We start from the raw sequence: 26,370 nt of genomic DNA on the forward strand, positions 1-26,370 counted from the left end.
GCGTTTTCTTAATATTTTTGAAAAAGGTTCGAGGCATGCCCCCGAACCTTTTTCTTTTAGTTTAGTACACTGAGAACGTTTTTAACAGAATCAGCAGACTGATCTAATTGTTGTTTCTCTTCTTCTGTTAGTTCAAGCTGTATCACTTCTTCAATTCCGTTGCCACCTAAAATTGTAGGTACCCCGAGGTAAATGCCATCATAACCATATTCACCTTCAAGGTAGGCAATCGCTGGAAGGATTCTTCTCTGATCTTTAAGAATCGCTTCAGCCATTTGTACTAATGAAGCGGCTGGAGCATAGTAGGCACTTCCATTTCCAAGTAGACCTACAATTTCTCCCCCACCTTTACGTGTTCGCTCCACGATCTCATCCAGACGCTCTTTGGAAATAAGTTTTTCTAATGGGATGCCGCCAGCAAATGAGTATCGTACTAGTGGAACCATGTCATCCCCATGTCCGCCTAATACGAAGCCAGTAACATCTTTAATGGATACGTTGAGCTCTTCTGCAACAAATGTGCGAAAACGAGAAGTATCCAGTACACCAGACTGTCCAATTACCCGGTTCTTGGGAAGACCAGCTTCTTGGAACACAGAATAAGTCATCGCGTCAACCGGATTGGTTAACACAATTATATAGCAGTCAGGTGAATACTTAACAATTTCTTTTGTTACGCTTTTCATAATCTTGGAGTTTGTACTGACGAGGTCGTCACGGCTCATTCCTGGCTTTCGGGCAATACCTGCTGTAATAATTACTAGGTCAGAGTCTTTTGTATCCTCATAGTTTGATGTGCCTTTTATGTTTGCATCGAATCCTTGTACAGGACTTGCTTCAAGCATGTCTAAGGCTTTTCCTTTTGTCGGATCTTCCATATCGGGAATATCTACTAATACAACATCGCCTAGTTCTTTCTGAGCTGCCATTAGTGCAGTTGTAGCACCAGTAAAGCCGCTGCCAATTACAGAAATTTTATTTCTACGAATTGCCATTATGATCCCCTTCCTTAGTCCATGTTTTTAATTAAAGCGTCACCAAACTCAGAACATTTCACTTCAGTAGCACCGTCCATCATCCGTGCAAAGTCATACGTCACAACTTTGCTTCCGATTGTTTTGTCCATAGCTTTAGAAATAAGCTCTCCTGCTTCTCTCCAACCTAAATGGTCAAGCATAAGAACACCGGAAAGAATAACAGAAGATGGGTTTACTTTATCCATTCCTGCATATTTAGGTGCTGTGCCGTGTGTAGCTTCGAAAATAGCATGTCCTGTTTCAAAGTTGATGTTGGCTCCCGGTGCGATACCAATTCCACCAACTTGTGCAGCAAGTGCATCAGAAATATAATCCCCATTCAAATTCATTGTCGCCACAACGTCAAATTCTTTTGGACGAGTCAGGATTTGCTGTAAGAAGATATCTGCAATTGCATCTTTAACAATCATTTTCCCTTCAGCTTCTGCTTTATCTTGTGCTGCATTGGCAGCATCTTTGCCTTCTTTTTCTACGATGCGATCATACTCAGCCCATGTGAATACTTTATCACCATATTCTTCTTCTGCCACTTCGTAGCCCCAATTTTTGAAAGAACCTTCTGTGAACTTCATAATGTTGCCTTTATGGACAAGAGTGACATTTTTACGTCCTTCATTAAATGCATAGTCGATAGCCGCGCGTACAAGACGTTTTGTACCTTCTTTAGAAACAGGCTTAACACCAATACCTGAAGTTTCAGGAAAACGTATATTATGTACACCCATTTCGTTTTGAAGGAAATCAATGACCTTCTTCACTTCAGGTGAACCTTCCTGCCATTCGATTCCTGCATAAATATCTTCTGTATTTTCACGGAAAATAGCCATATCTGTGTCTTCCGGACGTTTAACTGGAGATGGCACACCTTCAAAGTAACGTACAGGACGAAGACAAGTAAACAAGTCAAGCTCTTGTCTAAGTGCCACATTTAATGAACGAATTCCGCCACCGATTGGAGTAGTTAGAGGTCCTTTAATCGCAATTTTATAATCGCGAATGGTATCAAGTGTTTCACTTGGGAGCCATTCACCTGTTTGGTCATACGCCTTTTGACCAGCAAGTACTTCTTTCCACTCGATAGATTTCTTACCGTTATAAGCTTTATCAACAGCAGCTTCGATAACCTTGCTGGCTGCTGCCCAAATATCTGGTCCAATTCCGTCACCTTCGATGAACGGGATAACCGGACGGTCTGGTACGTTCAAATTACCATTCTGTTCTACTGAGATTTTCTGTGATTGTGTCAAAATAAACCCTCCTGAAAATTAGTATCTGGGATAAAGCATCCTTTTCAATCATACGTTAAAATAACCCGAATAAAAAGTCCAGTGATAAAAGCTAACCATTAAAACACCATAACCCTGGTATCTATTCAGATTTTCTTTGAAAGATGGAGCGTTCGATCATCTCTAGAAGAATCTCGCGATCGCCCATCAACAAGTTGTGCTTTTCATTTAAATAATGCTCTATTTTAGCGCTCATCGATCGGCTTATACGTTTGCCCTTTAGGTCCTACGTACTCAGCTCTTGGACGAATCAAACGATTATCTGCATACTGCTCTAATATATGTGCAAGCCAGCCAGAAACACGGCTTACCGCAAAGATCGGCGTAAAGATATCGTGATCGATTCCAAGGCTGTGATAAACGGATGCAGAATAAAAATCTACATTGGCAGGCAAGCCTTTATTTTCTTTAATGAAATCTTCAATTTTAATAGACATATCATAGTATTTAGAATGCCCGGTAAGTTCTGTTAGTTCGCGGGACATTTCACGCAAGTGCTTGGCACGCGGATCTCCATTGCGATATACACGGTGGCCCATCCCCATAATTTTCTCTTTGTTTTCAAGTTTTTTCTCAATTGCTGGAATTGCCTGATCTACCGAACCAATTTCTGTAAGCATCTTCATAACTCGTTCGTTCGCACCACCGTGAAGCGGCCCTTTAAGTGCACTGATCGCAGCGGTTACACCTGAATAAACATCAGAAAGTGTAGCTACACAAACTCGTGCAGTAAATGTTGATGCATTTAATTCGTGGTCCGCATGAAGTACTAATGCCTTGTTAAAAGCTTCTACTTCGATATCTTCCGGATCCTTCCCGTTCATCATGTATAAGAAGTTCGCTGCAAAGCTAAGATCTCTCTTAGGTTCTACAGGGTCTTTGCCATTACGAATGCGGGCAAAAGCTGTAACGACTGTCGGTATTTTTGCTTGTAAACGAAGTGCTTTACGTTTATTTGCTTCTTCTTCCATAACATCTGATTCTGGATCGAAAAGACCAAGCATGGACACCGCTGTTCGCAGTGCAGCCATTGGGTGAACAGTAGAAAGATCATACGACTTCAAGTGATCCACTACTTCACTTGGAATATCCATATTCGAAATAAGCTCGGTTTTAAACTGATTCAATTCGTCCAAAGTCGGAAGTTTTTGATTCCAGAGCAAATAAACAACTTCTTCAAAACTAGAGTTGTTTGCTAAATCATCGATATCATATCCAACATAGGTTAATTTGTCATTGATAATTGAACTGATCGTTGATTCTGTAGCTGTAATTCCTTCTAAGCCTTTTGTTGATGCCATACAATCTCTCCTTTTTAATATGTTCCATTGTTTCATTATCGGTGAGATACACACTTGATAATCGACCTATAAATGGATTTGAAATTCATCCCCACGGCTAATTATAAAGGATTCTGAGTTGAATGTGAATTGAAACCGTTTAATTTACGATATTTTATAGACTGTTGACGATTTTTGCAAAAATTGAAATCCCTGTAGGTCTGCTTACACGAGTTTACAATGTTAGGTGGGACAAGCATGAATAAGTTTCGCACTCAGCAAATTATTCGTTTTTTTATCGTTTGCGCTGGCACGGTGACCTGTATTATTCTTTCCCTTACATTGTGGGAATATTTGTATCCATTTATTGTTGCCTTTATCATTTCGTGGGCGTTACAGCCTTTTATAAGGATTTTTGAAAAGCGGCTTCGTTTACCGAGAACGCTTTCCATTCTACTTTTACTCCTATCAATTGCTGTATTGACGCTTGGTTTGTTAACCTTAATCGTCGCTGAACTTATTGACCAGATGCAAGGATTATTGTCAGGCGGTGCCCAACACTACTTACAAATCATTAACACTTTACACGATCAGCTTCTGCAAATGATTCAGCCCCCGCTTAATTATATTGATCGCTGGCTGGGGATGATCGATTCTTCCTGGCAGCAGTCCATTTATCATTCAGCAGATATGTTTCGTGAAAAGCTAAGTGTAACCGGGATGGAATGGATGAACAATATTTTACAATTTCTCAGCAGCGGGCTAGCGGGAGTCCCTGAATTTACAATGACTTTAGTCGTCGGTATTCTTTCTACCTTTTTCATTAGTAAAGATTGGGACAAGATTCATGATTATCTTACAAAAAGAATGGCTCTTTCTCTCCAACACCATACATCAGCTGTGTTTTCAGATTTTAAACACACCGTCAGCGGTATTATAAGGGCACAAATTATTTTGATGAGCATCTCTGTTGCAATGATTTACGCAGGCCTGGTTATCTTGGACATACCTAACGCCTTGACCATTGCCCTTATATCAGGAGCTGTGGATTTTATCCCTTACATTGGAACAGGTATTATTTTTATTCCCTGGATCATCTATCAATTTTTAATGGGGCAGTTTGAAATGACAATCGGGCTGGCTGTTCTCTACATGTTGATCATCATTACAAGGCAACTGCTGGAACCTAAAATCTTAGCTTCTCACTTCGGTGTCCACCCGCTTATTCTTTTGACAGGTCTGTTTGTAGGTTTTCAACTGGTCGGTATGTATGCTGTCATTGTGAGCCCGATTATTATAGCTTTTATCAAGACTCTTCATACGACAGGTGTCACATTGCAAGCATGGCACTTCATTAAAGGCCATGAATAAGCAGCTGTTCCTTCTGTCAACAAGGAACAGCTGCTAGTTATCTCCGATAAATCGTAATAGTATTCCGGTCCACCAGTTTCATAATAACCCTTCGAATAAACGATTTAATCGGGGGTCTAGTCACAGGAAGCAGTAAAAGGAGTCCGGTAGCATCTGTGATAAAGCCTGGAGTCAACAGTAAAGTACCACCTATTAAAATACAAGCACCGTCCAGTAAAGCGTCCGCTGGTTCCTGACCAACTCCGACAGAGGACTGTACCTTGCGAATTGTTTCCAGCCCTTGCTGTTTAGCTAGCCATGCCCCAATGACCCCTGTGGATATAATCAGCAAGATCACCCACCATGCTCCGATTATTTGGCCTGCCCAAATAAACAGAGCAATTTCTAATGCCGGTACAATAAGAATGAGTAGAAATAACCAGCGAAACATTAAGATCGTCCTTTCTGATCCTTTTCCTTTATTATATGACAGAATCAGATTCCTACCAAAGGAAAAGGCAGAGCCTGTATTGACTCTGCCTTATAATGTTTATTAAAGAACACTTGCATGCCCTTCATAAATATCCCCACGAGAACTATCCATCGTGATATCTGATCCATCAGTGATTTTGGAAAGCGCACCTTCTACACCTACAATGACTGGAATCCCAAGGCTCAATCCTACAACTGCTGCATGTGAAGTTAATCCGCCTTCCTGTGTAATTAATCCAGCAGCTTTTTCAATAGCTGGCATCATGTCACGATCAGTACCATATGTGACAAGAATGTCCCCATCGTCGACTCTGTTCATCGCATCTTTTGCATCTTTAGCCACTACAACACGACCATAGGCACTTTTACGTCCTACTCCTTGTCCTTTTACGAGGACATCCCCAATGACATGAACCTTCATTAAGTTTGTCGTACCACTTTCACCTACAGGGACACCTGCTGTAATAATGACGCGATCCCCGCGTGTCACCACTCCTGATGCCAGTCCGCGATCGACTGCAACATCCAGCATATCATCTGTAGAATGTGCATGTGGACCCATCACAGCATGTACACCCCATACAAGGGACAGCTTACGATTTACCCGTTCACTTGAAGTGATAGCAACGATTGGCGCAAATGGACGATATTTAGAAATCATCCTTGCTGTGTGACCACTTTCTGTTGGTGTGATGACCGCATTGACTGCAAGGTTAATGGCGGTATGGGTAACAGATTGACTGATGCCATCCGTAATCGTCATATCACTGTGTTTAGAACGCTCATTTAGAATCGCTTTATAATTTAATCCCGTTTCTGTTTTCCTTGCAATATTATGCATGGTGCGAACCGCTTCTTCAGGATAGTCTCCTGCAGCTGTTTCCCCTGAAAGCATGATCGCATCTGTTCCGTCAAAAATAGCATTGGCCACATCGGAAGCTTCTGCCCTTGTTGGACGAGGATTGCGCTGCATGGAATCAAGCATTTGTGTAGCTGTAATAACAGGTTTCCCAGCTTTATTACATTTGCGAATTAATTCCTTTTGTACAAGCGGAACATCTTCAGCAGGAATTTCAACACCCAAGTCACCTCGAGCTACCATAAGTCCATCACTTACTTCTAAAATTTCCTCAATATTGTCGACACCTTCCTGGTTTTCAATCTTCGGAATGATTTGAATGTGTGTCGCATCATGTTTTTCTAGAAGCTCTTTAATTTCAAGTACATCTGAAGCTCGGCGCACGAAAGAAGCAGCAATAAAATCAACATCCTGCTCAATGCCAAACTCAATATCTTTTGCATCCTTATCCGTAATCCCAGGAAGATTCACACTGACATTTGGAACGTTCACGCCTTTTTTATTTTTTAGTAAACCATTGTTCAAAACGGTTGTTTTAATTTCATTTTGTTCTGGGAGAATTTCTTCTACCAGAAGCTCGACCAAACCGTCATCGAGTAGAATTTTTGAACCTTTATGAACATCGTTAATTAATCCAGGATAAGTTATGGAGAAACGCTCTGCATCGCCTTCAATTTCGTCCATGGATACATAGACAGTAGACCCTTTTTCCAGCTGAGCTTCTCCACCTTTAAGTGTACCTGTCCTGATTTCAGGTCCTTTTGTATCCAATAGGACGGCAACTGTTTTTCCTGTTGCTTCCGCCGCTTGACGAATATTTTTAATACGTGCTCCATGTTCTTCAAAGTCACCATGTGAAAAATTCAAACGAGTGACGTTCATTCCTGCTTCTATTAACTTAGTTAACATCTCTACAGATTCGGATGCTGGTCCTATGGTACTTACGATTTTAGTTTTTCTAATCATGTTATTTCCTCCTCAAAACATCTATTCAATGATTTAGATCGATAACTCTTTTGACAGACGATAGAGACCTAAGTCTACTGAATGTTTGGCATTTAGGATTTCCAGTATATCATGGTCAACCAGTTCATTTTTTTCTATACCGACCATACGCCCTGCCTTCCCTGCGATAAGCAAGTCAACAGCATAGGCTCCAAGTCGACTTGCTAAAACGCGGTCAGCAGCTGATGGCGAACCACCACGCTGGGTATGTCCTAAAACCGTTACACGTGTTTCCAAATCGGTCGCTTCTTTAATTTTCTTACTAAATTCAAACCCGCTTCCCATTCCTTCTGCCAGAATGATAATACTATGTTTCTTTCCACGATCGTGTCCCCGCTTAAGACGGTCGATCACATCATCAAAGTCATCTTTTACTTCAGGAATCAGAATACTTTCTGCTCCATCGGCAAGACCTGCCCAGAGGGCTAAATCTCCAGCATCCCTACCCATTACTTCAATTACATACGTCCGTTCATGGGACGTGGCAGTATCACGAATTTTATCGATGGCGTCAATAATTGTATTTAAAGCCGTGTCAAATCCAATGGTAAAATCAGTACCAGGAATGTCATTATCAATGGTTCCAGGCACCCCAATACATGGGTAGCCCTGCTCGGTTAGTTTCTTAGCTCCCATAAATGTTCCATCTCCACCGATAACAATTAACCCTTCGATGCCATTCTTTTGTAGTTGGTCAATTCCTTTCTGCTGACCTTCCGCTGTTTTGAATTCTTCACAGCGTGCTGAATAAAGCTTCGTACCTCCACGTTGAATGATATCTCCTACTGAACCCAACTCCAGTTTTTCAATGGCACCGTCAATCAGTCCCTGGTAACCGTGCTGGATTCCATAAACCTCAATGTCATGGTAAATTGCTTTTCGAACAACTGCGCGTATAGCAGCATTCATGCCCGGAGCATCTCCACCACTTGTTAATACACCTATTTTTTTCATCCTCAATCACCTCAAAAAGTTATACGTATTAATCTGTCTCCCCATTCAAATGTAATGTGAAACCTCGACTATATCAACTATCAGCCAAAGCTTTAACTATTTCATTCTTATTTATAGACATAAACTAGAGTAAGAATACTAGCTCTAAACCTTAATGATAGCGTTACCATTCTGTAAAGATGACAAAAGTCGCACCTGGATCATGTGCGACTTCCCAATTTAAGCTGTATTTTTACCCTACCATTATATATCAAGCTGTGTGTAATCACCAATTTTTTTATATTTATTAAATCGATTTTCTAATAGATCAGACTCACTGTTCAAATCCAATTCTTTCAAAGCCCCGTCTAGCAGATCTCTTATTTTGTCTGATTGAGCTTTAATATCACGATGAGCTCCGCCTCGAATTTCTGGAATGACTTCATCAATAACATGAAGAGCTTTTAAATCATGGGCCGTAATCTTCATCGATTCAGCCGCTTGCTGAGCTAAACCTGAATCCTTCCACAAGATCGACGCAGCCCCTTCCGGTGAAATAACGGAATAGGTCGAATTCTCGAGCATAAAAATGCGATCTCCAATCCCTAGACCTAAAGCACCTCCGCTTCCTCCTTCACCAATTACAATACAAACAATTGGAACAGTAAGCCCAGCCATTTCCATTAAATTCCTGGCAATGGCTTCACTTTGCCCGCGTTCTTCTGCTGCTCGGCCCGGATAAGCACCCTTAGTATCAATAAACGTGACAATAGGGCGTTTAAACTTCTCAGCCTGTTTCATTAGGCGTAACGCTTTTCGGTAACCTTCCGGGTGAGGCATACCGAAGTTCCGCTTAATATTTTCTTTCGTATCTTTTCCACGTTGGTGACCTATTACAGTTATCGGACGTTCCTCAAACTTCGCAATACCTGATACAATAGCTTCATCATCGCCGTACAAACGATCACCGTGGAGTTCTAGAAAATCTGTAAATAGTTCCTCAATGTAATCAAGAGTCGTAGGACGCTCAGGGTGTCGTGCCATTTGGACTCTATCCCAAGGTTTCATTCGATCGTACACATCTTTCTCAAGCTTCTCCAATCGATTTTCTAAAGTGACGATTTCATCACTTAAGTCCATTTCGCTCTCTTCTGTTAAACGTTTTAGTTCAGCTATTTTCTCCCGAAGTTCTACTACTGGTTTTTCAAACTCTAATACATGCTTCATGTGACTTCGCCTCCCGTCTGATGCAGCTCGAGCACCGTAGTCAGTGTTGCTTTCATGTCATGACGGTGGATGACTCGGTCCAATTGACCGTGTTCGAGCAAGAACTCAGCGGTTTGGAAGTCATCTGGAAGTTTCTCTCGTATCGTCTGTTCTATAATCCTTCGCCCTGCAAAACCAATTAAAGCACCAGGCTCTGCAAAGTTATAATCCCCTAAAGAAGCAAAACTAGCTGAAACGCCTCCCGTTGTTGGATGAGTCATGATCGAAATAAACAACCCTTGTTCCTGGTGCAGACGCTGCAGGGCAATAGATGTTTTCCCCATTTGCATGAGACTTAGCACACCTTCTTGCATCCGAGCCCCGCCGGAGGCCGTAAAGATAATAAACGGAATTTTTTCCTTTCTGGCCTGTTCGATGGCATTAGTAATTTTCTCTCCTACAACCGACCCCATACTACCCATACGAAAACGAGCATCCATAACAGCTAATGCTGCAGGGATACCATTCAATGCTGCTTTTCCAGTCACAACAGCTTCATTTAAGTCGGATTTCTTACGATCTTTCTCCAGTTTTTCTTCATAATCCGGAAACTCCAGCGGATTATTTGAAATCATGTACTTGTCCCATTCTTCAAAAGAGTCACCATCAAACAAATGCTCTATTCTTTCATAAGCATTTAGCCTGTGATGATGACCACAATGCGGGCACACATTTTGGTTTCTATTTAATTCTTTTCTATAAAATATCTTTTGACAATTTGGGCACTTTTGCATCAGACCCTCAGGTACATCCTGCTTTGCTTCCTGACTAGGAATGGATGCATACCTTTTTTTCTTGCTGAAAAAATCTCTAAGCAAGCTGATCCCTCCTTTAGGACAAAGGTTTCTACTATTACTATACATTAATGCGCTCAGATAATATCACTTAATATGTCGAGACGTAAGTCGTCAGAATTACTCAAAGTTGAACAATGTGGTGACCCGTGTAACAGAGCCTTTTCTGATCACCGAATCTAATTCATCATACCATGAGGCATGATAAGTGATATCATGGACTGTATGAGTGAATCCAGTTATAAATTGCCACATTGATAATAGCAGAGGATGATCGCTTTGTTCAAATAAATAGTAAAAAAGACGCTGGTGCCTCTCGCAGGAATGTTCTTCTTGCAGCAAAGAGGAAATAAATTCCGTCTGTTGTTTTGATAACCTTCCAACTGACAGAAATAATATCTCCTTCTCTAGCATCTGCTTCGCTGTTAGCAGTTCTTCCCTGGTTCGTGAGTTATTAAGTAAAAATTTTGATAATAATTCCACCATGTGATAAGGACGATAAGTTCTCATATATGTTCCCTCACCACGACGAGTCTCAATCAACCCTAATAATTCCAGTGCTCGTAAAGCCTCACGAATGGAAGATCTTCCCACTTTAAGTCGTTCGCTCAATTCTCGTTCAGAAGGGAGTTTATCACCAGGTTTTACCTCGTTAGCTTCAATATATGACTTTATTTGTTCCAGGACCCCTTCATACACTTTTTCATTTAAAGATCGGGACACACCTAAAGCCCCCTCCTTCACACATTCATATGTAAGAACAAAAGCGCAAGCGCCCTGGGAGACGCGCCAAGCATATCATTTCAAAAACCACCAGAGAAAAGCTGGAGGGCTTTTCTCTGGTGTAACCTTCACTCTTCATCAATAAGAGTAAGTTGTCTGGTTTTCTCCGCAACTTCTTCAGGATCTACGTGATGTCTAGCTACACCTGATTCCATAGCAGCCTGTGCTACACTGGCTGCTACAGCAGGGGCTACTCTTGGATCAAACGGTGCTGGAATCACATAATCCTCATGAAGTTCCTCGTCACTCACTAAAGAAGCTATGGCTTCCACTGCAGCAATCTTCATCTTTTCGTTAATCCGTGTTGCTCGTACGTCAAGAGCACCACGGAAAATTCCCGGGAACGCCAGCACGTTGTTCACCTGATTAGGGAAATCAGAGCGGCCTGTCCCAATCACGCGTGCGCCAGATTCTTTCGCATCCTCAGGCATAATTTCTGGTTCAGGGTTCGCCATGGCAAAGATAATGGAATCTTCATTCATTTTAGAAACCATTTCTTTAGAAAGGAGCCCTCCAACCGAAACTCCAATGAAGACGTCTGCATCTTCCATTACTTCTTCTAAACTACCACTTAATTTATCCTTATTCGTAATTTTTGCTACTTCATCTTTTACATCATTCATTCCGTTCGGGCGGCCTTCATAAATTGCCCCCTTTGAGTCACACATTATAATGTCGCGAGCGCCAAAATGGTAAAGCAATTTAATAATGGCAATTCCAGCTGCTCCTGCTCCGTTAGCCACTACTTTGATTTCAGAGAAAGACTTCCCGGTAATTTTCAATGCATTCACTAATCCAGCTAACGTTACGATCGCTGTCCCATGCTGGTCGTCATGAAAAATCGGAATATTTGTTTCCTTTTTCAATCGGTCTTCAATGATAAAACAATTAGGGGCCGCAATATCTTCAAGGTTTACGCCGCCAAAAGTAGGCTCCATCAGTTTAACTGTTTGAACAATCTCATCTATGTCTCTAGTATTTAAGCAAATCGGAAACGCATCTACACCGGCAAAACTTTTAAAGAGGGCTGCTTTCCCTTCCATTACAGGCAGGGAGGCTTCAGGCCCAATATTTCCTAAACCTAACACGGCAGATCCATCACTAACGACTGCCACCATGTTCCCTTTCATTGTATAGTCATATACTGATTCTTTATGATCATAAATCTCTTTACATGGTTCGGCAACGCCGGGAGAATAGGCAAGGCTCAAATCTTTTGAATTTCTAACAGGAACCTTTGAATTAGTTTCTAGTTTTCCTTTATTAGCACGATGTATGTGCAGTGCTTCATCACGCAAATTTGACACGAGTACACGCTCCTTTATAACAGATAGAATAAAGCCGATTTTGGTGGTCAGACCACTATTAACCTCTCCATTATAACAGATCGATATGGGCTGTAAAGAATATGCACTAAAGCTTTTCTTTGCTGAACAGGGCTATAATAAGGGATTAACTAATTTTTACATGGGTATAAAAAAGACCTTATTGCTTATTATCGTAAGGCAACGGAAGATGGCCCGAAAAACTCATGTAGTTTTCGTAAGCATTCTTCAGAAACAGTTAAAGAATAAGATTCACTTAACTGATACGTTTTGCGATCCTCAGACCGAAAGAGCAGTACTGGTGTTTCTCCTGGAAAGTAGGTCGATAATTTATTTAATCTTGCCAATGTCTGTTTTTCTTCAGATAGGCTCGTTTTTATAAACAATCGTTGCCCGGAACGATCCGTTTCCTCCTCACCACCTAAGCGAGAAATTGAAGTAATCACCCATTGTTTTCGCCCGTTTCGTTCTTCGACCTTCCCTTCTATGACGACTAACATTTGTTCCGAGACCCATTGTTTCGCGCTTCGATAGAGCTCCGGAAAAAGCACAGCGTCCATTTCTGTCGTTTCATCACTAATTGTTAAGAACGACATTGGGTCCCCGCGCTTCGTTCTAATCTCCTTAAGCTGTTCAATGACGACAGCTGATTTAACAGATTTTGCATCTTTTTTGCGAAGAACCTCTTTCAATAAACTAATGTTCTGGTGAGTAAGCTGCTGACGGTGAACTTCAAGCGGATGTTCGGATAAATAGGTGCCTAATACTTCTTTCTCCATTGAAAGCTGCTGCAACACAGGAAAAGGGTCGACTTTCAACATTTGCCTCCCCAGATCCAAATCTGAACTAAACATTCCGGCCTGGTCTTGAAACTCTTTAAACAACTCCCCTTGCTCTAAAGCTTGATCAATACTGGCGAGCAGACTTGCTCGGTTTTGCTGTAAGGCATCAAACGCGCCTGCCATGATCAAGGATTCAATCACAGACCTTGTAACTTCTTTATTCCGCACTCTTAGACAAAAGTCATTTAAATCTTTAAACGGGGCAGCTTTTCTGGCATTTAAGATTGCCTGAGATGCCTGAAACCCAACTCCTTTAATAGATAAAAAGCCTAACCGGATTGATCCATGCTCATCACGAGCATAGATGTGACTTTTGTTGATGGATGGGCCTTTTAATGACGCCCCTAATTCTTTTGCCTCTCGCAAGTATATCGATAACTTATCCCGGTCCCCTATTGTTGAATTAATGAGTTCCGCTAAAAAATGAGAAGGGTAATGTGCTTTCAGGAAAGCCAGCTGATAAGAAATCTTACTATAGGCCACAGCATGACTGCGATTAAAGCCGTAATTTGAAAACTTGACAATCCAGTCAAACAACTCATTCGCCACATACTCGGCATAACCTATGTCTACCGCTCTCGCGACGAATTGCTCCCGCTGCCTTACAAGAACCTCACGTTGTTTCTTACTTACTGCCCGCCTTAATAGATCAGCTTCTCCTAGTGAGTACCCTGCCATTTTCTTAGCGACTTGCATAATTTGCTCTTGGTATACAAGCACTCCAAAAGTGGACTGTAAAATGGGCCGCAAATCTGGGTGAGGATAATCAACTCGCTCTACTCCATGCTTTCTATTGATATACACTGGGATATATTCCATTGGACCAGGGCGATAAAGAGCGTTAACGGCAACAACATCTTCAAAATGACTTGGTTTTAATCGACGAAGGACATCCTTCATCCCTTGAGACTCCAGCTGGAACACGCCATTTGTTTTTCCGTGCTGTAGCAGTTCAAACGTTTCATTATCATCGAGCGGGATATCTTTAATGGAAAAATCCGCATCTCTGTAATGCTGAATTTTACTTTCAATTTTTCTCATCAGCGTGAGGTTTCGAAGTCCAAGGAAGTCCATTTTTAACAGGCCGACAGCTTCGATCTCCCCCATAGCAAATTGAGTAAGCTGAACATTGCTTTGCCCTTGCATCAGTGCAGTATAACGTACAAGCGGCTGCTCACTGATCACCACCCCCGCCGCATGGGTTGAAACATGGCGAGGCAGTCCTTCCAGCTTACTCGCTAACTGGAACACCTTTTGTAAATGAGGAGACGAGCGAATGTATTCCTTCAGAGCAGCAGATTTCTGTACTTGCTGCCTTAATTTACTGGAAGAACCTCCTTTAATATGATTCAAGATAAAAGAAGCATCTCTGTGATCTACATTCATCGTTTTAAACAGTTCTCGCAATACACTCCTTGAAGCAAATGTACCAAACGTACAAATTTGAGCGACATGCTCCCTGCCATATTTATTTGCTACGTATTCAATTACTTCATCACGTCTGTCATCTGGAAAATCAATATCGATATCAGGCATACTCAACCGCTCGGGGTTTAAAAACCGTTCAAAAAAAAGTTGATATTCCAAGGGGTCAACCTGTGTTATGCCTAACAAATAACTAACGATCGACCCAGCAGCTGAGCCTCTCCCTGGGCCCGCTTCCATCCCAGCCTTCCTTGCATAGTCGATAAAATCCCAAACAATTAGAAAATAATCACTGAAATTCATAGACGTTATAACTTCCAGCTCGTGCTCCAATCTCTTTTTGGCATTCTGTTGGTTCTCCGGATACTTATTATCTAATTCACTTTCACAAAGAAAGCGCAAATATTGAGCAGAGGATTTCTCGTCCGGTACAGGGAATGAAGGGATAAGCTGCTGGTCAAGTTCAATTTGGACGTTACAGGACTCTACAATAGCCTGGTTCGCTTCCAGAACTTCTGGCCACCAATCTTTATAATAATTTTCTACTTCTTCGGAAGGTTTTAAGTATTGATGGGGACTGCTGAACTCATCAGGCGTAAATATTTTATCACGATCAATGGCTCGCAAACATTCGTATGCCTCAGCGTCATCTCTATCAAGATACCGTACTTCATTCATCGCTGTCACAGGAATACCACTTTCATTTGACAACTCTTTCAATGGCTGATGAAGCTGCCTTTCTATGTGAACTCCATAATCTTTTACACCAATAAATACTTCATCAAAGCACAACTGCCAGTTTGTCAAGTCATCCTTAACGCTGTTAGTCATGCCATTTAGTATTGCAGATCCCCAAGAAGTTTCAGAAACAGCAATAATTGCAATAAGATGCGCGGGAGACAACGATATATCCTCCAAGGATACCTCTTCAGACTTTTGCTTCAGTGAACTTATAGACAGCAGCTCTTGATAACCCTGTTTACTTTTCGCAAGTAATACGACAGGGAAGAGTTCTCCCTTATACAGTAGATGGATTCTCATTCCTAATATTGGCTTTATCCCAGCTTCAAGACAAGCCTTGTAAAAAGCAATGGCACCACTCATTACATTGTCATCCGTGAGCGCAAGGGAAGTGAACCCGAGTTCTTTCGCTTTTTTTACAAGGGAAGGGATTTGGATCGTGCTGTTCATTAGGCTGTATCCGCTATGTACATGTAAGTGTGTAAATGACATCAGGGCCACCTTCTTTCTATCTTATATTATATGGAAGTTAGTCCACCTAAGAAAGCCTCCTGCATAATTCCCTAAAGCAAAGAATATTTTGAGTAATAAGTAGATCTTTACTTACGAGAACCAATTTCACTCCTGCTGTTTTTAAAACGCCATAGCCTGACAGAATATAATACTCTCTTCGAAAAGGTTAAAAATGGGTTCTTACCTAGCATGTTTTAGGTCTTATTTTAAATAGGAGAATGGGGGTGGGGAAGGGGGAGACTCCTGTGGGACTAAAGTACAGGGTGAGATCCCGCAAGGCGGCAGCCTAAGGGAGCTCACCGTACTCCCACGGAAAGCGACCTCTTCCCCACCTCTCCTTCTCCATTCAGACATTCGGAATCAAGTTTTTCAAGATACTGGTCTTAACCGGTGATTATGGAGCAATAGGAATAGAAAGTGATTTATCAGTCTTTATTTTGTCAAGGAGCCATTATGAATTTGAAATTACGAAAATAAATTTTTATAAGAAAGAGGGACAAGATGGAAGAGGAAAGGCTTATCGTATCAATGATCCAATGCTTTTTTATTGCTTTTGGTGTGATAATGGGCGGAACATTAATCGGCAGTATCGGCAGTTTCCTCACCGGCGAAGCTCCTCTGACTTCGATGTATAGAATTGCAAAAGCACTAAGGATCTGGGCAATAGTAGCTGCAATTGGAGGAACTTTTGATGCCATCAGCAATTTTGAAAGAGGTATTTTTGACGGTTCCACGTTTGACTTGTTTAAACAAGTAATGATTATCGTCTCAGCGATGGGAGGAGTCCAAGCTGCCCTTCTACTATTCGAATTTTTGCTTGGCGAGGAGGTTACTTAATGTACATTCCTCCACAGGTTAGAAGCACCGAGTGGCGACGCTTCTACGCTGGTATGGTATTTGGGATCATTATCGGATATTTACTGTTCGTGTTTATCAATGGTCAGTTACAGGAACAATTGGTGGAAGAAAATATTGAACTATCCACGAAGCTTAAGGATGCAGAAGCTAAATATGAAAATCTGCTTAACGCCGAAGAAGAGGAGGAGGAAGAACATAAAGAAGGACTGACCATACAGGAAATTACTGTTGAATTTCAGAATGCCAAGGAGTTGGAAGTGGATAAACTCACACAGCACCAGCTCTCCTCTATGGTGAAAGATCAATTAACATCTGTCACGGGCAGCAAAATTGAAGAAGTTTCCCGACAAAGAGAAATAGTAATCTCAGCGATAGAAAACAAGCAGTTCAAGGTCGACGATTTCATCTACCACTTAACCGTTGAACAACTAGTTATTGCAAATGAGCTGCTGATCAGCTTATCCATTGCGATCGAACATTAAAGTGTCAGCAGGCTAAATGGCTCCTGCTGACCTTTTATGATGAACGAAACGCCCTACACACAGCCTCTAATTCTTTTGCGATTTCGTCTGTTTCCTCCCACGAGTATGCGGAAGCTCCTGCCGCCATCGGGTGACCGCCTCCATTATGATTGGCGGCAATTGTATTCACAACAGGTCCTTTGGAACGCAGCCGCACTCGAATTACGTCTTCTTCCTCCACAAAAAATGCCCAAGCGAGAATTCCTTCAATATCACCAAGCAGCCCTACGAGAGCACTTGTTTCTGTTGGCGTCACGTTGTGCCTTTCAAGTATTTCCCTTGGGAGACGCACTGTACTATACCCTGATTCGTTTAAGGTAAAGTTTTGAAGTACATATCCTTTCAATTTAGCCACATTTATAGAGGTTTTGTACATATTGTTATACAACTCAGGTCGATCAAACGTATAGTTAACAAGCTCAGCAGCTGATGTTAACGTATGGTTCGTTGTACTAGGGAAAAGAAAACGTCCAGTATCACCGACTATCCCGGCATACACTAACCTCGCAGCTTGATCATTAAATGTAAATCCTAAATCGGATGTCTCCTTATAAAACGTGTAAATCATTTCAGATGTTGAGCTGGAATCTGTGTTGACCCAACTCCTGTCACCATAATCATCGACGACCGGGTGATGATCAATTTTAATTAGTTTATCGCCTTTCTTATACCTCTGATCATCAATGCGTGCTTGGTTCGCAGTATCACAAACAATCACAAGCGCTCCCTCATAGTCCTCATCTGAGACCTCATCCATTTCCGCTAAAAACTGAAGGGAAGGCTCACTCTCACCTGTGATCATCACTTTCTTCGAAGGAAAACTATGCTGAATCATTTCTGCCAGTCCCGCCTGAGAACCAATTGCATCCGGATCAGGACGCACGTGGCGATGTATGATAATTGTTTCATAATTCAGTATAGCTTCAGCAATCTCTCTTATTAACATCATTTCAACCCTCTCTCTATTATCCCTGTTTTAATTAAAACACAAAAGTAAGTGTGATAGGTAGCAAAACCATGAGAAACAAGCTACAATTAATGAGTAACTATTTATCATCAGGAGTCGATTTAGATTGATCATTTTCCCAATTATTATCCTTATCTCATTTGTGCTTTATATTTACTATAAAGTGATGCTTGTAAAGTCTCGCGATCGTTTAGAACAATCTTATATGAACAGTAAAGCGAAGGTATTCCTTGGAATCTTTGTTTTTTTCTTCGGGATCAACCAATACCTTTATTATGAAACTCAACTTTCGTTATTTATTGGTATTCTATTCCTTGTAATAGGTGGTTTCCAATTTCGCCTTGGCGTGAAAATGACTCGCCATTACCGGAATGAATATAGAAAACACCGTGTTTCAACCTAACTTTACTAATCTTGTCGAGAAACAGCTGGCCACATAGATACGGATGGCGATCCGTTTTGAGCCAGCTGTTTTATCTATCTATAAGCTGAGCCATTAATAATGCTTTACCGACGATAGACTGATCATGGTGCACCTCTACATCCACTTTGGCAAACTTCCTGCCCACTTCTAATATCTCAGGTTTGATCTCAATTTCACTTTCTAATTGGACGGGCTTTATGAAAAAGACAGATATGTTTTCAACTACCAAATCTCCTTTTTTATGCTTAGTCAGCAACCTACTGGTAGATTCGGTAATGAGCGAGGTAAACACCCCGTAGGACATAGTCCCAAGCTGATTGGTCATTTGTGGAGTCACTTTTGTTTTTAACGAGTACTCCCCATTTTCCGCTTCCCCTAACTCAAGCTGGCTTGTGATGAGATCGTCAATGGTTTCTCCCACTTGAGGCTGGCGCTGAATTTGCTGCAGGGCTTTTAATACATCCTGTCTTGAGATGATTCCTTGAAGCTTATGTGCCGGGTCAACGACAGGCATAAGTTCAATCCCTTCCCAGACCATCATATGGGCTGCATTAGCTAAAGACGTCTTCGTATGAACGATCATCGGATTCTTCGTCATGACCTTATCTATTCTAATCTGCTTTTCCTTTCCAATCACGTCCTTAGACGTAATCATCCCCACAACCCGATTCTTTAAATCCACTACAGGGTATCGGCTGTGCAATGTTTCTTCATTCAACCGATGCCAGTCTTGCACACAATCTTTCGTTGTTAAAAATTTGGCTTCATCGAAGGGTGTGTAGATGTCATTGACTAGCACAATTTCTTTTTTAATAAGCTGGTCATAAATGGCACGATTGATCATGGCAGCAACCGTAAATGTATCATAACTCGTTGAAATTACAGGCAGTTTCTTTTCATCTGCAAGCCGTTTAACGGCATCTGTGGTATCAAAACCGCCAGTAACCAACACCGCCGCTCCTTCTTTTACTGCGAGCTCATGGGCATTCGTCCGGTTCCCAACAATCAGTAGCGAGCCGGCTTCCGTGTAGCGCATCATGGCATCCAGCTTCATGGCTCCGATGACAAATTTACTTAACGTTTTGTATAACCCTTCCCTCCCTCCAAGCACTTGACCGTCTACTATGTTAATGATTTCAGCAAAGGTTAATCTTTCAATGTTTTCTCTTTTCTTTTTCTCAATCCGGATCGTCCCTACGCGTTCAATCGTACTGACAAGATCCTGATTTTCTGCTTCCTTAATCGCACGGTATGCAGTTCCTTCACTTACATTTAGAGCTTTTGCAATTCCCCTCACTGAGATTTTACTCCCAACTGAGAGGGAGTCTATATGGTCCAGAATCTGCTCATGTTTGGTAGCCATTTTTCCTCACCAATCTTTCTAACTGTACTAGTAAATTAATTGCTGATTGTTATTATACTAGTGATACAGTTTAACCGCAATTTTACAACATAAACAGGGAATACCTTCTCAACCATACTTTTATAGAAAAATCACAGTAGCTAATTGGGAAAATCGTCTGCATTTATTAGCTGAAAACCCACAAAAAGACCCGCGGAATCTCCGCGGGCCCTCCTATCCTTTAAACCTCAATTGTATCGCCTGGCTGTAAAGCTTTTCCTTTACCCGGTTTCACTTTCGAAGCAAAAGCTTCTCCGTCCTGATTAATTAAATCGAAGGTGTTGTAGTGAATCGGAACTACCTGTTTCGCATTGAGCCACTCTGCAGCAGTTAATGCATCATCAGGTCCCATTGTAAAGTTATCTCCAATTGGAAGGAATGCCAGATCAATATCATTTCGTTCGCCAATCATCTTCATATCTGTAAACAATCCGGTATCCCCCGCATGGAAAATCGTTTTTCCATCAATGGTTAATAAAATTCCGGTGGGCATTCCTGTGTAAATAATCGTGCCGTCCTCTTCAGTATAAGAGGAACCATGGAATGCCTGGGTGAATTTCACTTCCCCAAAGTCAAATTGCTTACTGCCTCCTATATACATTGGATGAGCATTTAGCCCTTTACTCCCTAAATAGGAGGCTAACTCAAACGGTGCAATGATTTGTGCCTCACAGCGATTTGCAATCGAGAAAGTGTCCCCCACGTGATCATTGTGACCATGTGTTAATAAAATGACATCGGCTTGTACATCCTCAGCATTTAAATCCGTATTGCCATTGTCAGAAATATGGGGATCAAACAAGATTGTTTTCCCATGAGTTTCAACTTTTACAACAGAATGTCCATGATAAGATACTTTCACACTTACACTCCTTTTTACCTTTTACCCTCATCAATAGTATTGCCATGCATGCTCATATTTCTGAATGAGGTTAGGATCAATTAATGTATTAGGTTCTAATGAGACGATTTCCCCGTCCTTGTTTACAATTTCCCGATCTTCATCCTTTCCAAACACGGTCAGGGATTTTAGTAAGTCACTTGTTAGAAATTCTGTTTCTTTCGTTATCTCAAGCTGACTTACATCAATAGGTTCACGACTTGCCATCACAAATCCCCAATCCCCGAAACTAGGAATCCCTACATGAAAGTTTTCAATATGCAGTCCCGTAGCAGCTACTGTCTCACTAATTGTCCAATAAACTTCTGTGGCAAACACGGGGCTCGTTGCTTGAATCATGGTTGCTCCACCCGGTTTTAAGTGATTTCTAACTAGTGAATAGAATTCTCTTGTATATAGCTTATTGAGACTTTCGTTGTTTGGATCGGGTAAATCAATAATAATCACATTATAAAACTGATCTGCTTGTTCAAGAAACTGAAACGCATCTTTATTATGAACAGAAACTCTCTCATCGAGAAGTGACCCCTCATTTAATTTAAGTAAATGGTGATTTGTCTTGGCCAGATTTGTAACAGCAGGATCGAGATCCACGAGGGTAATCTCTTCTACATCCGAATACTCTAACAGCTCGCGGGCGGCTAATCCATCACCTCCTCCAAGAACGAGCACCTCTTTATGGCTTTCCGCTTGTGCCATCGGAAGATGAACGAGCGTTTCGTGATAACGGTGTTCATCAGAAGAACTAAACTGAAGCGACCCATTTAAATATAGTCGGGTATCACCCTGTTCTTTAGTTAGAACGATCTTTTGGTAGGAACTTTCTTCCATATAAATAATCGGGTCTTGGTAAAGTTTTTGTTCGAAGGAAAAAGCCATTTCTTCTCCGAAAAATAACCCTCCGACTAATAATACCCCTATCACCACAGCCGCTGTGACATGGATAGCCATTTTCTTTATTTCATAGCGAAACAGGTACAGGACAATAACAGCCACTCCAAGATTAATGCAAGCGACGAAGAAAGCACTCTTCACCATCCCCATTTGCGGCCGCAAATAAAAAGCGAACAACAATCCGCCAATTAAGCCTCCCGCATAATCTGAGAATAGAACTCGTGCCGTACTCCTGCTTAATTCCACACCGATTTCATTGGCTTTTCGAATTAAAATCGGCAATTCTACTCCGGTAAGTGCACCGACCGTGAAGGTGATTAAATATAAAAATAAGGCATCCGAACCTGCAGGAGCAAATGCAGTCATGCCAAACATCATAAAGCTTGAAAACCCACCGATTAAGGCAACCATAAATTCGATCCATACAAATGTGATGATCAATCGTTTCATCACTTTTTCACTAAGACTGGCCCCAATTCCCATACCAGTTAAAAATAAACTTATTGTCAACGTATACTGTTTTACACCATCTCCAAGTATGTATGACCCCAACGCTCCGAACAGCACTTCAAAAATAATGCCACAGATCGAGACAATTCCAGAAGCCCAATAAATTACCCTGCTCTTTCTTACGGCTTCATTATTCATTGTTTTTCACTCCTACATCAAACAATCACCTTTAAAAAGCCACTATGAATCAGTACTCCATAGCGGCTTAATAAACATTCTTTTTTGGTTAAAAAAGTTACGCTTGTGCTGCTTATGTAATGGAGGCACCAATTACAAAAGCCAGCCCGATGGATACACCCATAGAAACAATTCCAACAGCTGTATTATTTTCCTTAAGTTTGGTTTCTACAGAAAACTTCCTCATGAATAGTTCAAATAATAAATAAGTAACCATTTGCAATACGACACCCACAGCTCCCCAAATCAAGGTATCCCATAGCGTAAAGCTGTGATAAATGGCAAAAGATAAAATAATACAAATTCCGATAACTTTCCCTGAAATCGACATAGCGACAGCTTGATTTCCGTTACTTATTTCATCCCAATCCTTATATTGTCTCGTAAGCCACTCAAATAAAAATAATCCAATCACAACAACCACAACGCCTAGAGCAAAATATCCTAATGTAGCTATAAATGGTCCCATTCTTTTCCCTCCTTATTTTCCTGCACCAGGTCCGCCCCCGCGGTTTGAAGAGCCGCGAAATGATCCGGGTGTTCCTGAGTTGTATCCTCCGTACATGCTATAACCACCGTAACAATTACCTGTAGACTTACAGGTTGTTGCACGTTTCCTTGCCCAATCATCAGAATCGAGCATTCGATTCAATAAAGAATATGCTAATAACCCTTGGAAAAAGCTCGGCGAATAATGGTGTCGCACAAATTCATCGCTGGATAATTCAATTATGACAAGACCAGGTTCCGCATCACTTTCCTGTAAAATCACAAAGTTTTCAGGATAAACAAGTACTTGTTTCCCATTGTTTCGTTTGCTCACTTCTTCAGGTGGAATATTCTTTTGAAGGAGTTCAGCGACTTTTTGCATCGTAAGCTCCTGTGTCATATAAATTTCAGAAATTCCTCTATCCGTCTTGACTGTATCAAGTAAAGGAAAACCCTGTCTGATTAATTCTTCAATGGATGATGAATTAGAGTTATTGATTTTATCAATAATTTCACTACGGGATGGTTCGTCAGGCAGCTCTTCGTATGTATCTTCTGTAAAAGAGCCGGAAATCCCTCTAGAACCACCATTATTTCCAAACATGTTCATACCTAATACCACTGCAATGATCACTACAATTATGACCCCGCCAAAACTTCTCACGTGCAACCCCTCCCTTCATCAAAAAAATACACGTGCCCGACGTAAAGTCAGGCACGATTCAACTTCCTGCCATTTACTCTTTATTCATTTTCTTTTTAAGGGCAGCTAATTCATCGTCTACACTATTCTTATCATCTAAAGCATCAAATTCATCATCGAGGGAACGATTAGATTTGGAAAGATCCTCACTGGTCTCAGCTTCTGCTTCATACTGCATGACTTTCTCTTCCATTCTCTCAAACCCTTGACGTGACTCATCGCCGCCAATGCCTGACATGGTCCGATTCATCTTTGTACGTGTTTTGGCTGATTCCGCTCTTGCTTTAAGCGAATCCTTTTTCAACTTCATTTCCTGATATTCTTTCTTCATTTCATCAAGTTTTTTACGAAGATTATTAGAATCCTGCTCAGCACGTTCATGGGAAGCTTTAAATTGGTCAGCCTGTTCCTGATGATTATTTTTATCTTCAAGTGCTCGGCGGGCTAGATCTTCGTTACCTGCTTCAATAGCTTTCTCAGCTTGCTTCATACGTTTATCACTTAATGCCTGTGAGTCATCATACTTACGTTTTAACATTTTTTCATTAGCGATTTGCTTTGCCACTGCACTTTCAGCCTCACGGATATCACTTTCCATATCTCTCATGAACTGTTCCAGCATTTTGACTGGATCTTCAGCTTTATCTAACATAGAATTTAGCTCAGCACCAACAACTGTTTTGACACGACTAAAAAGTTTAAACATTTCATTTCCTCCTTATTATTTAGAACCAGCTATGATTTTTATTTCATAGGCTTCGATATCATATCCATAGCTAACTTCAACTTCACTGCCCCACGATTCTAAAGACAGGTATGTTTCCTCATCCTCAGAAATGTACTCAGCATAACGAGTAGTCCGGCCATTTATATTCTTACTCCGGCCTTCCCCCGTCACATAGGCTTCACCTTCCTCATCTTTATGGTAAATGGTGCCTTCATATTCAATTTGCTTCGGAAAGGAATCCTGAGGAAGCTTAATTGTCTCATATATACCAAGTTCCAGTTCATCATCCATCTCAGCAGAAAGCCACTTTATGTTAGTACCTTCCAGCAGCTGATAGGAATACCATTCATAAGACCCATCACGGTAGGTAATTTTGCCAACCACTTCATAATCCACAAGGTCAAACGTAATGATATCTCCTACCTGAATAGTAAGAACAGTTCTTTCCTTCACTTCAGGAGTTTCTGTTTTTTTATTGGAAAACAATCTTGAAAATAACCCCAAGTGCTCACCTCTCTTCAACTAAGACCTCGTACCTGTATGTACGGGATGAACCCGTACTTGGTTTCATTTTATTATAACTTTTTATAAAAAAACAGTAGAACGAAGGGAAGTCCTACTGTTTGTCAAGTTATGCTTTTAATAATTCATTCGCACTAGCATAATCAAGGCTATGGGCTTCAGCTACTGCCTGGTAGGTTACATAGCCATCGAGAGTATTTATTCCTTTAATAAGTGCTTCATTGTCCTTACAAGCCTGTTTATATCCTTTGTTGGCAAGCTGCAGAGCGTACGGAACCGTCACGTTTGTCAAACCGATCGTTGATGTTCGCGGAACTGCTCCCGGCATATTGGCTACAGCATAATGTAAGACACCATGTTTTTGATATGTTGGGTCATCGTGGGTGGTAATTCGATCAGTTGTTTCAAAAATCCCCCCCTGATCAATGGCAACATCCACAATGACTGAACCTTCCGGTATCGATTTCACCATATCTTCTGTTACAAGCTTCGGCGCCTTCGCTCCCGGAATAAGAACAGCCCCGACAACTAAATCAGACTCTTCCAGTGCTTCTTGTATATTTAATGGATTGGACATCAAAGTATTAATGTCTGAACCGAAAATATCATCAAGCTGACGCAAACGTTCAGGGTTCAGATCGATGATCGTAACATCAGCCCCAAGTCCCATTGCAATTTTGGCTGCATTTGTTCCTACTACACCGCCGCCTATTATGGTTACTCTTCCTCTTCTCACTCCAGGAATCCCCCCGAGAAGGACACCTCTGCCGCCGTGAGACTTCTCTAAAAATTGTGCTCCGATTTGGGAAGCCATTCGTCCTGCCACTTCACTCATCGGCGTGAGCAAAGGAAGTGAACCATTGGCTAGCTGTACCGTTTCGTAAGCAATAGCGACTACTTTACGATCGATCAAAGCTTTTGTTAATTCAGGTTCAGGAGCTAAGTGTAAATAAGTAAATAAGATAAGTCCTTCATAAAAGAAATCATATTCTTCAGGAAGCGGTTCTTTCACTTTCATAACCATTTCCTGTCCCCATGCCTCTTTTGCAGTTGATACGATTGTAGCACCAGCTTCTTTGTATTGTTCATCTGTAAAACTCGAACCAACGCCTGCATTGGTTTCCACAAAAACCTGGTGGCCTGAATTTAATAAAGTGACCACTCCAGCTGGTGTCATGGCGACACGGTTTTCGTTGTTTTTCACTTCTCTGGGTACACCTATTTTCACGAATACTCGACCTCCTACTTCGATTCGATCCAGGAGCATCCTTCCTGTCGAATTCAGCTATAACTTCATTTTTTACAAGTGAACAGAAGACTATTCTGTAAGCCCTTTCATTGTAT

24 protein-coding genes are annotated in these 26,370 nt (G+C 41.3%); 4 read left to right on the top strand and 20 right to left on the bottom strand.

What is annotated here, in order from left to right; translation table 11 throughout:
* Positions 1–56: 56 nt before the first annotated feature.
* From mdh to citZ, 3 genes are all read right to left on the bottom strand, one after another.
* On the bottom strand, positions 57–995 hold the full coding sequence (gene mdh, locus B5354_RS19775; RefSeq protein WP_079530500.1) for a malate dehydrogenase: 939 nt from the start codon (positions 993–995) through the stop codon (positions 57–59).
* A 14-nt stretch (positions 996–1,009) separates the two neighbouring features.
* Positions 1,010–2,284: an NADP-dependent isocitrate dehydrogenase gene (icd, locus tag B5354_RS19780; RefSeq protein ID WP_079530501.1), complete on the bottom strand. Its 1,275-nt coding sequence runs from the start codon at positions 2,282–2,284 to the stop codon at positions 1,010–1,012.
* A gap of 224 nt (positions 2,285–2,508) precedes the next feature.
* Positions 2,509–3,624 carry a citrate synthase gene (gene citZ, locus B5354_RS19785; protein ID WP_079530502.1) on the bottom strand — a complete coding sequence of 372 codons (1,116 nt, stop codon included), beginning with the start codon at positions 3,622–3,624 and terminating at the stop codon, positions 2,509–2,511.
* Between the two features lie 237 nt (positions 3,625–3,861).
* Between citZ and ytvI the strand changes: the two genes are divergently transcribed.
* Positions 3,862–4,974 (top strand): sporulation integral membrane protein YtvI, encoded by a 1,113-nt coding sequence (ytvI, locus tag B5354_RS19790; protein WP_176142541.1) that lies wholly within the window; start codon positions 3,862–3,864, stop codon positions 4,972–4,974.
* A gap of 37 nt (positions 4,975–5,011) precedes the next feature.
* Here ytvI and B5354_RS19795 read toward each other — a convergent pair whose 3' ends face one another.
* The 8 genes from B5354_RS19795 to dnaE all read right to left on the bottom strand — a co-directional run bounded on the left by B5354_RS19795 (position 5,012) and on the right by dnaE (position 15,910).
* The gene (locus B5354_RS19795; RefSeq protein ID WP_079530504.1) at positions 5,012–5,404 is read right to left on the bottom strand and encodes an FxsA family protein; all 393 of its coding nucleotides are present in this window, start codon (positions 5,402–5,404) and stop codon (positions 5,012–5,014) included.
* Positions 5,405–5,506: 102 nt separating this feature from the next.
* Positions 5,507–7,267 carry a pyruvate kinase gene (gene pyk, locus B5354_RS19800; protein WP_176142555.1) on the bottom strand — a complete coding sequence of 587 codons (1,761 nt, stop codon included), beginning with the start codon at positions 7,265–7,267 and terminating at the stop codon, positions 5,507–5,509.
* A 36-nt stretch (positions 7,268–7,303) separates the two neighbouring features.
* Positions 7,304–8,263, bottom strand: coding sequence for a 6-phosphofructokinase (gene pfkA / locus B5354_RS19805; protein ID WP_079530506.1), 960 nt, complete (start codon positions 8,261–8,263; stop codon positions 7,304–7,306).
* A gap of 243 nt (positions 8,264–8,506) precedes the next feature.
* A complete protein-coding gene (accA, locus tag B5354_RS19810; RefSeq protein ID WP_079530507.1) occupies positions 8,507–9,469 on the bottom strand; it encodes an acetyl-CoA carboxylase carboxyl transferase subunit alpha in 963 nt (320 codons plus the stop codon).
* Entirely contained in the window at positions 9,466–10,326 is an 861-nt protein-coding gene (gene accD / locus B5354_RS19815; protein WP_079530508.1) for an acetyl-CoA carboxylase, carboxyltransferase subunit beta, read from the bottom strand. Before accD ends, accA begins: the two co-directional genes overlap by 4 nt.
* Positions 10,327–10,422: 96 nt before the next feature.
* The gene (locus tag B5354_RS19820; RefSeq protein ID WP_079530509.1) at positions 10,423–11,025 is read right to left on the bottom strand and encodes a FadR/GntR family transcriptional regulator; all 603 of its coding nucleotides are present in this window, start codon (positions 11,023–11,025) and stop codon (positions 10,423–10,425) included.
* Between the two features lie 128 nt (positions 11,026–11,153).
* Positions 11,154–12,392, bottom strand: coding sequence for an NADP-dependent malic enzyme (gene ystJ, locus B5354_RS19825; protein WP_079530510.1), 1,239 nt, complete (start codon positions 12,390–12,392; stop codon positions 11,154–11,156).
* A gap of 188 nt (positions 12,393–12,580) precedes the next feature.
* Positions 12,581–15,910 (bottom strand): DNA polymerase III subunit alpha, encoded by a 3,330-nt coding sequence (gene dnaE, locus B5354_RS19830; RefSeq protein WP_079530511.1) that lies wholly within the window; start codon positions 15,908–15,910, stop codon positions 12,581–12,583.
* 522 nt (positions 15,911–16,432) lie between these two features.
* On the opposite strand from dnaE, the gene ytrH reads away from it, so the two are divergent.
* On the top strand, positions 16,433–16,768 hold the full coding sequence (gene ytrH, locus B5354_RS19835) for a sporulation membrane protein YtrH (RefSeq protein WP_079530512.1): 336 nt from the start codon (positions 16,433–16,435) through the stop codon (positions 16,766–16,768).
* Positions 16,768–17,271: a sporulation membrane protein YtrI gene (gene ytrI, locus B5354_RS19840; RefSeq protein ID WP_079530513.1), complete on the top strand. Its 504-nt coding sequence runs from the start codon at positions 16,768–16,770 to the stop codon at positions 17,269–17,271. Before ytrH ends, ytrI begins: the two co-directional genes overlap by 1 nt.
* Before the next feature lie 34 nt (positions 17,272–17,305).
* Here ytrI and B5354_RS19845 read toward each other — a convergent pair whose 3' ends face one another.
* The gene (locus tag B5354_RS19845) at positions 17,306–18,256 is read right to left on the bottom strand and encodes a DHH family phosphoesterase (RefSeq protein ID WP_079530650.1); all 951 of its coding nucleotides are present in this window, start codon (positions 18,254–18,256) and stop codon (positions 17,306–17,308) included.
* Positions 18,257–18,383: 127 nt separating this feature from the next.
* Here B5354_RS19845 and B5354_RS19850 point away from each other — a divergent pair, with 127 nt between their 5' ends.
* Positions 18,384–18,680, top strand: a complete 297-nt coding sequence (locus B5354_RS19850) for a YtpI family protein (RefSeq protein WP_079530514.1) — start codon at positions 18,384–18,386, stop codon at positions 18,678–18,680.
* Between the two features lie 70 nt (positions 18,681–18,750).
* Here the strand turns inward: B5354_RS19850 and B5354_RS19855 are convergent, their stop codons facing one another.
* From B5354_RS19855 to ald, 8 genes are all read right to left on the bottom strand, one after another.
* A complete protein-coding gene (locus B5354_RS19855; protein ID WP_079530515.1) occupies positions 18,751–20,064 on the bottom strand; it encodes a DRTGG domain-containing protein in 1,314 nt (437 codons plus the stop codon).
* Between the two features lie 220 nt (positions 20,065–20,284).
* Positions 20,285–20,965 (bottom strand): metal-dependent hydrolase, encoded by a 681-nt coding sequence (locus B5354_RS19860; protein WP_079530516.1) that lies wholly within the window; start codon positions 20,963–20,965, stop codon positions 20,285–20,287.
* A 30-nt stretch (positions 20,966–20,995) separates the two neighbouring features.
* Entirely contained in the window at positions 20,996–22,546 is a 1,551-nt protein-coding gene (locus B5354_RS19865) for a polyamine aminopropyltransferase (protein WP_079530517.1), read from the bottom strand.
* A gap of 112 nt (positions 22,547–22,658) precedes the next feature.
* Positions 22,659–23,054, bottom strand: a complete 396-nt coding sequence (locus B5354_RS19870) for a DUF350 domain-containing protein (RefSeq protein WP_079530518.1) — start codon at positions 23,052–23,054, stop codon at positions 22,659–22,661.
* Between the two features lie 12 nt (positions 23,055–23,066).
* Complete coding sequence (locus tag B5354_RS19875; protein ID WP_079530519.1) at positions 23,067–23,738, bottom strand: DUF4247 domain-containing protein; 672 nt, start codon at positions 23,736–23,738, stop codon at positions 23,067–23,069.
* A gap of 73 nt (positions 23,739–23,811) precedes the next feature.
* Positions 23,812–24,483, bottom strand: coding sequence for a PspA/IM30 family protein (locus tag B5354_RS19880; protein ID WP_079530520.1), 672 nt, complete (start codon positions 24,481–24,483; stop codon positions 23,812–23,814).
* Positions 24,484–24,498: 15 nt separating this feature from the next.
* Positions 24,499–25,008 carry a DUF4178 domain-containing protein gene (locus tag B5354_RS19885; protein WP_079530521.1) on the bottom strand — a complete coding sequence of 170 codons (510 nt, stop codon included), beginning with the start codon at positions 25,006–25,008 and terminating at the stop codon, positions 24,499–24,501.
* 127 nt (positions 25,009–25,135) lie between these two features.
* Positions 25,136–26,254: an alanine dehydrogenase gene (ald, locus tag B5354_RS19890; RefSeq protein ID WP_079530522.1), complete on the bottom strand. Its 1,119-nt coding sequence runs from the start codon at positions 26,252–26,254 to the stop codon at positions 25,136–25,138.
* Positions 26,255–26,370 lie beyond the last annotated feature (116 nt).

The organism is Halobacillus hunanensis (assembly GCF_900166655.1).
Lineage (GTDB): Bacteria > Bacillota > Bacilli > Bacillales > Halobacillaceae > Halobacillus_A > Halobacillus_A hunanensis.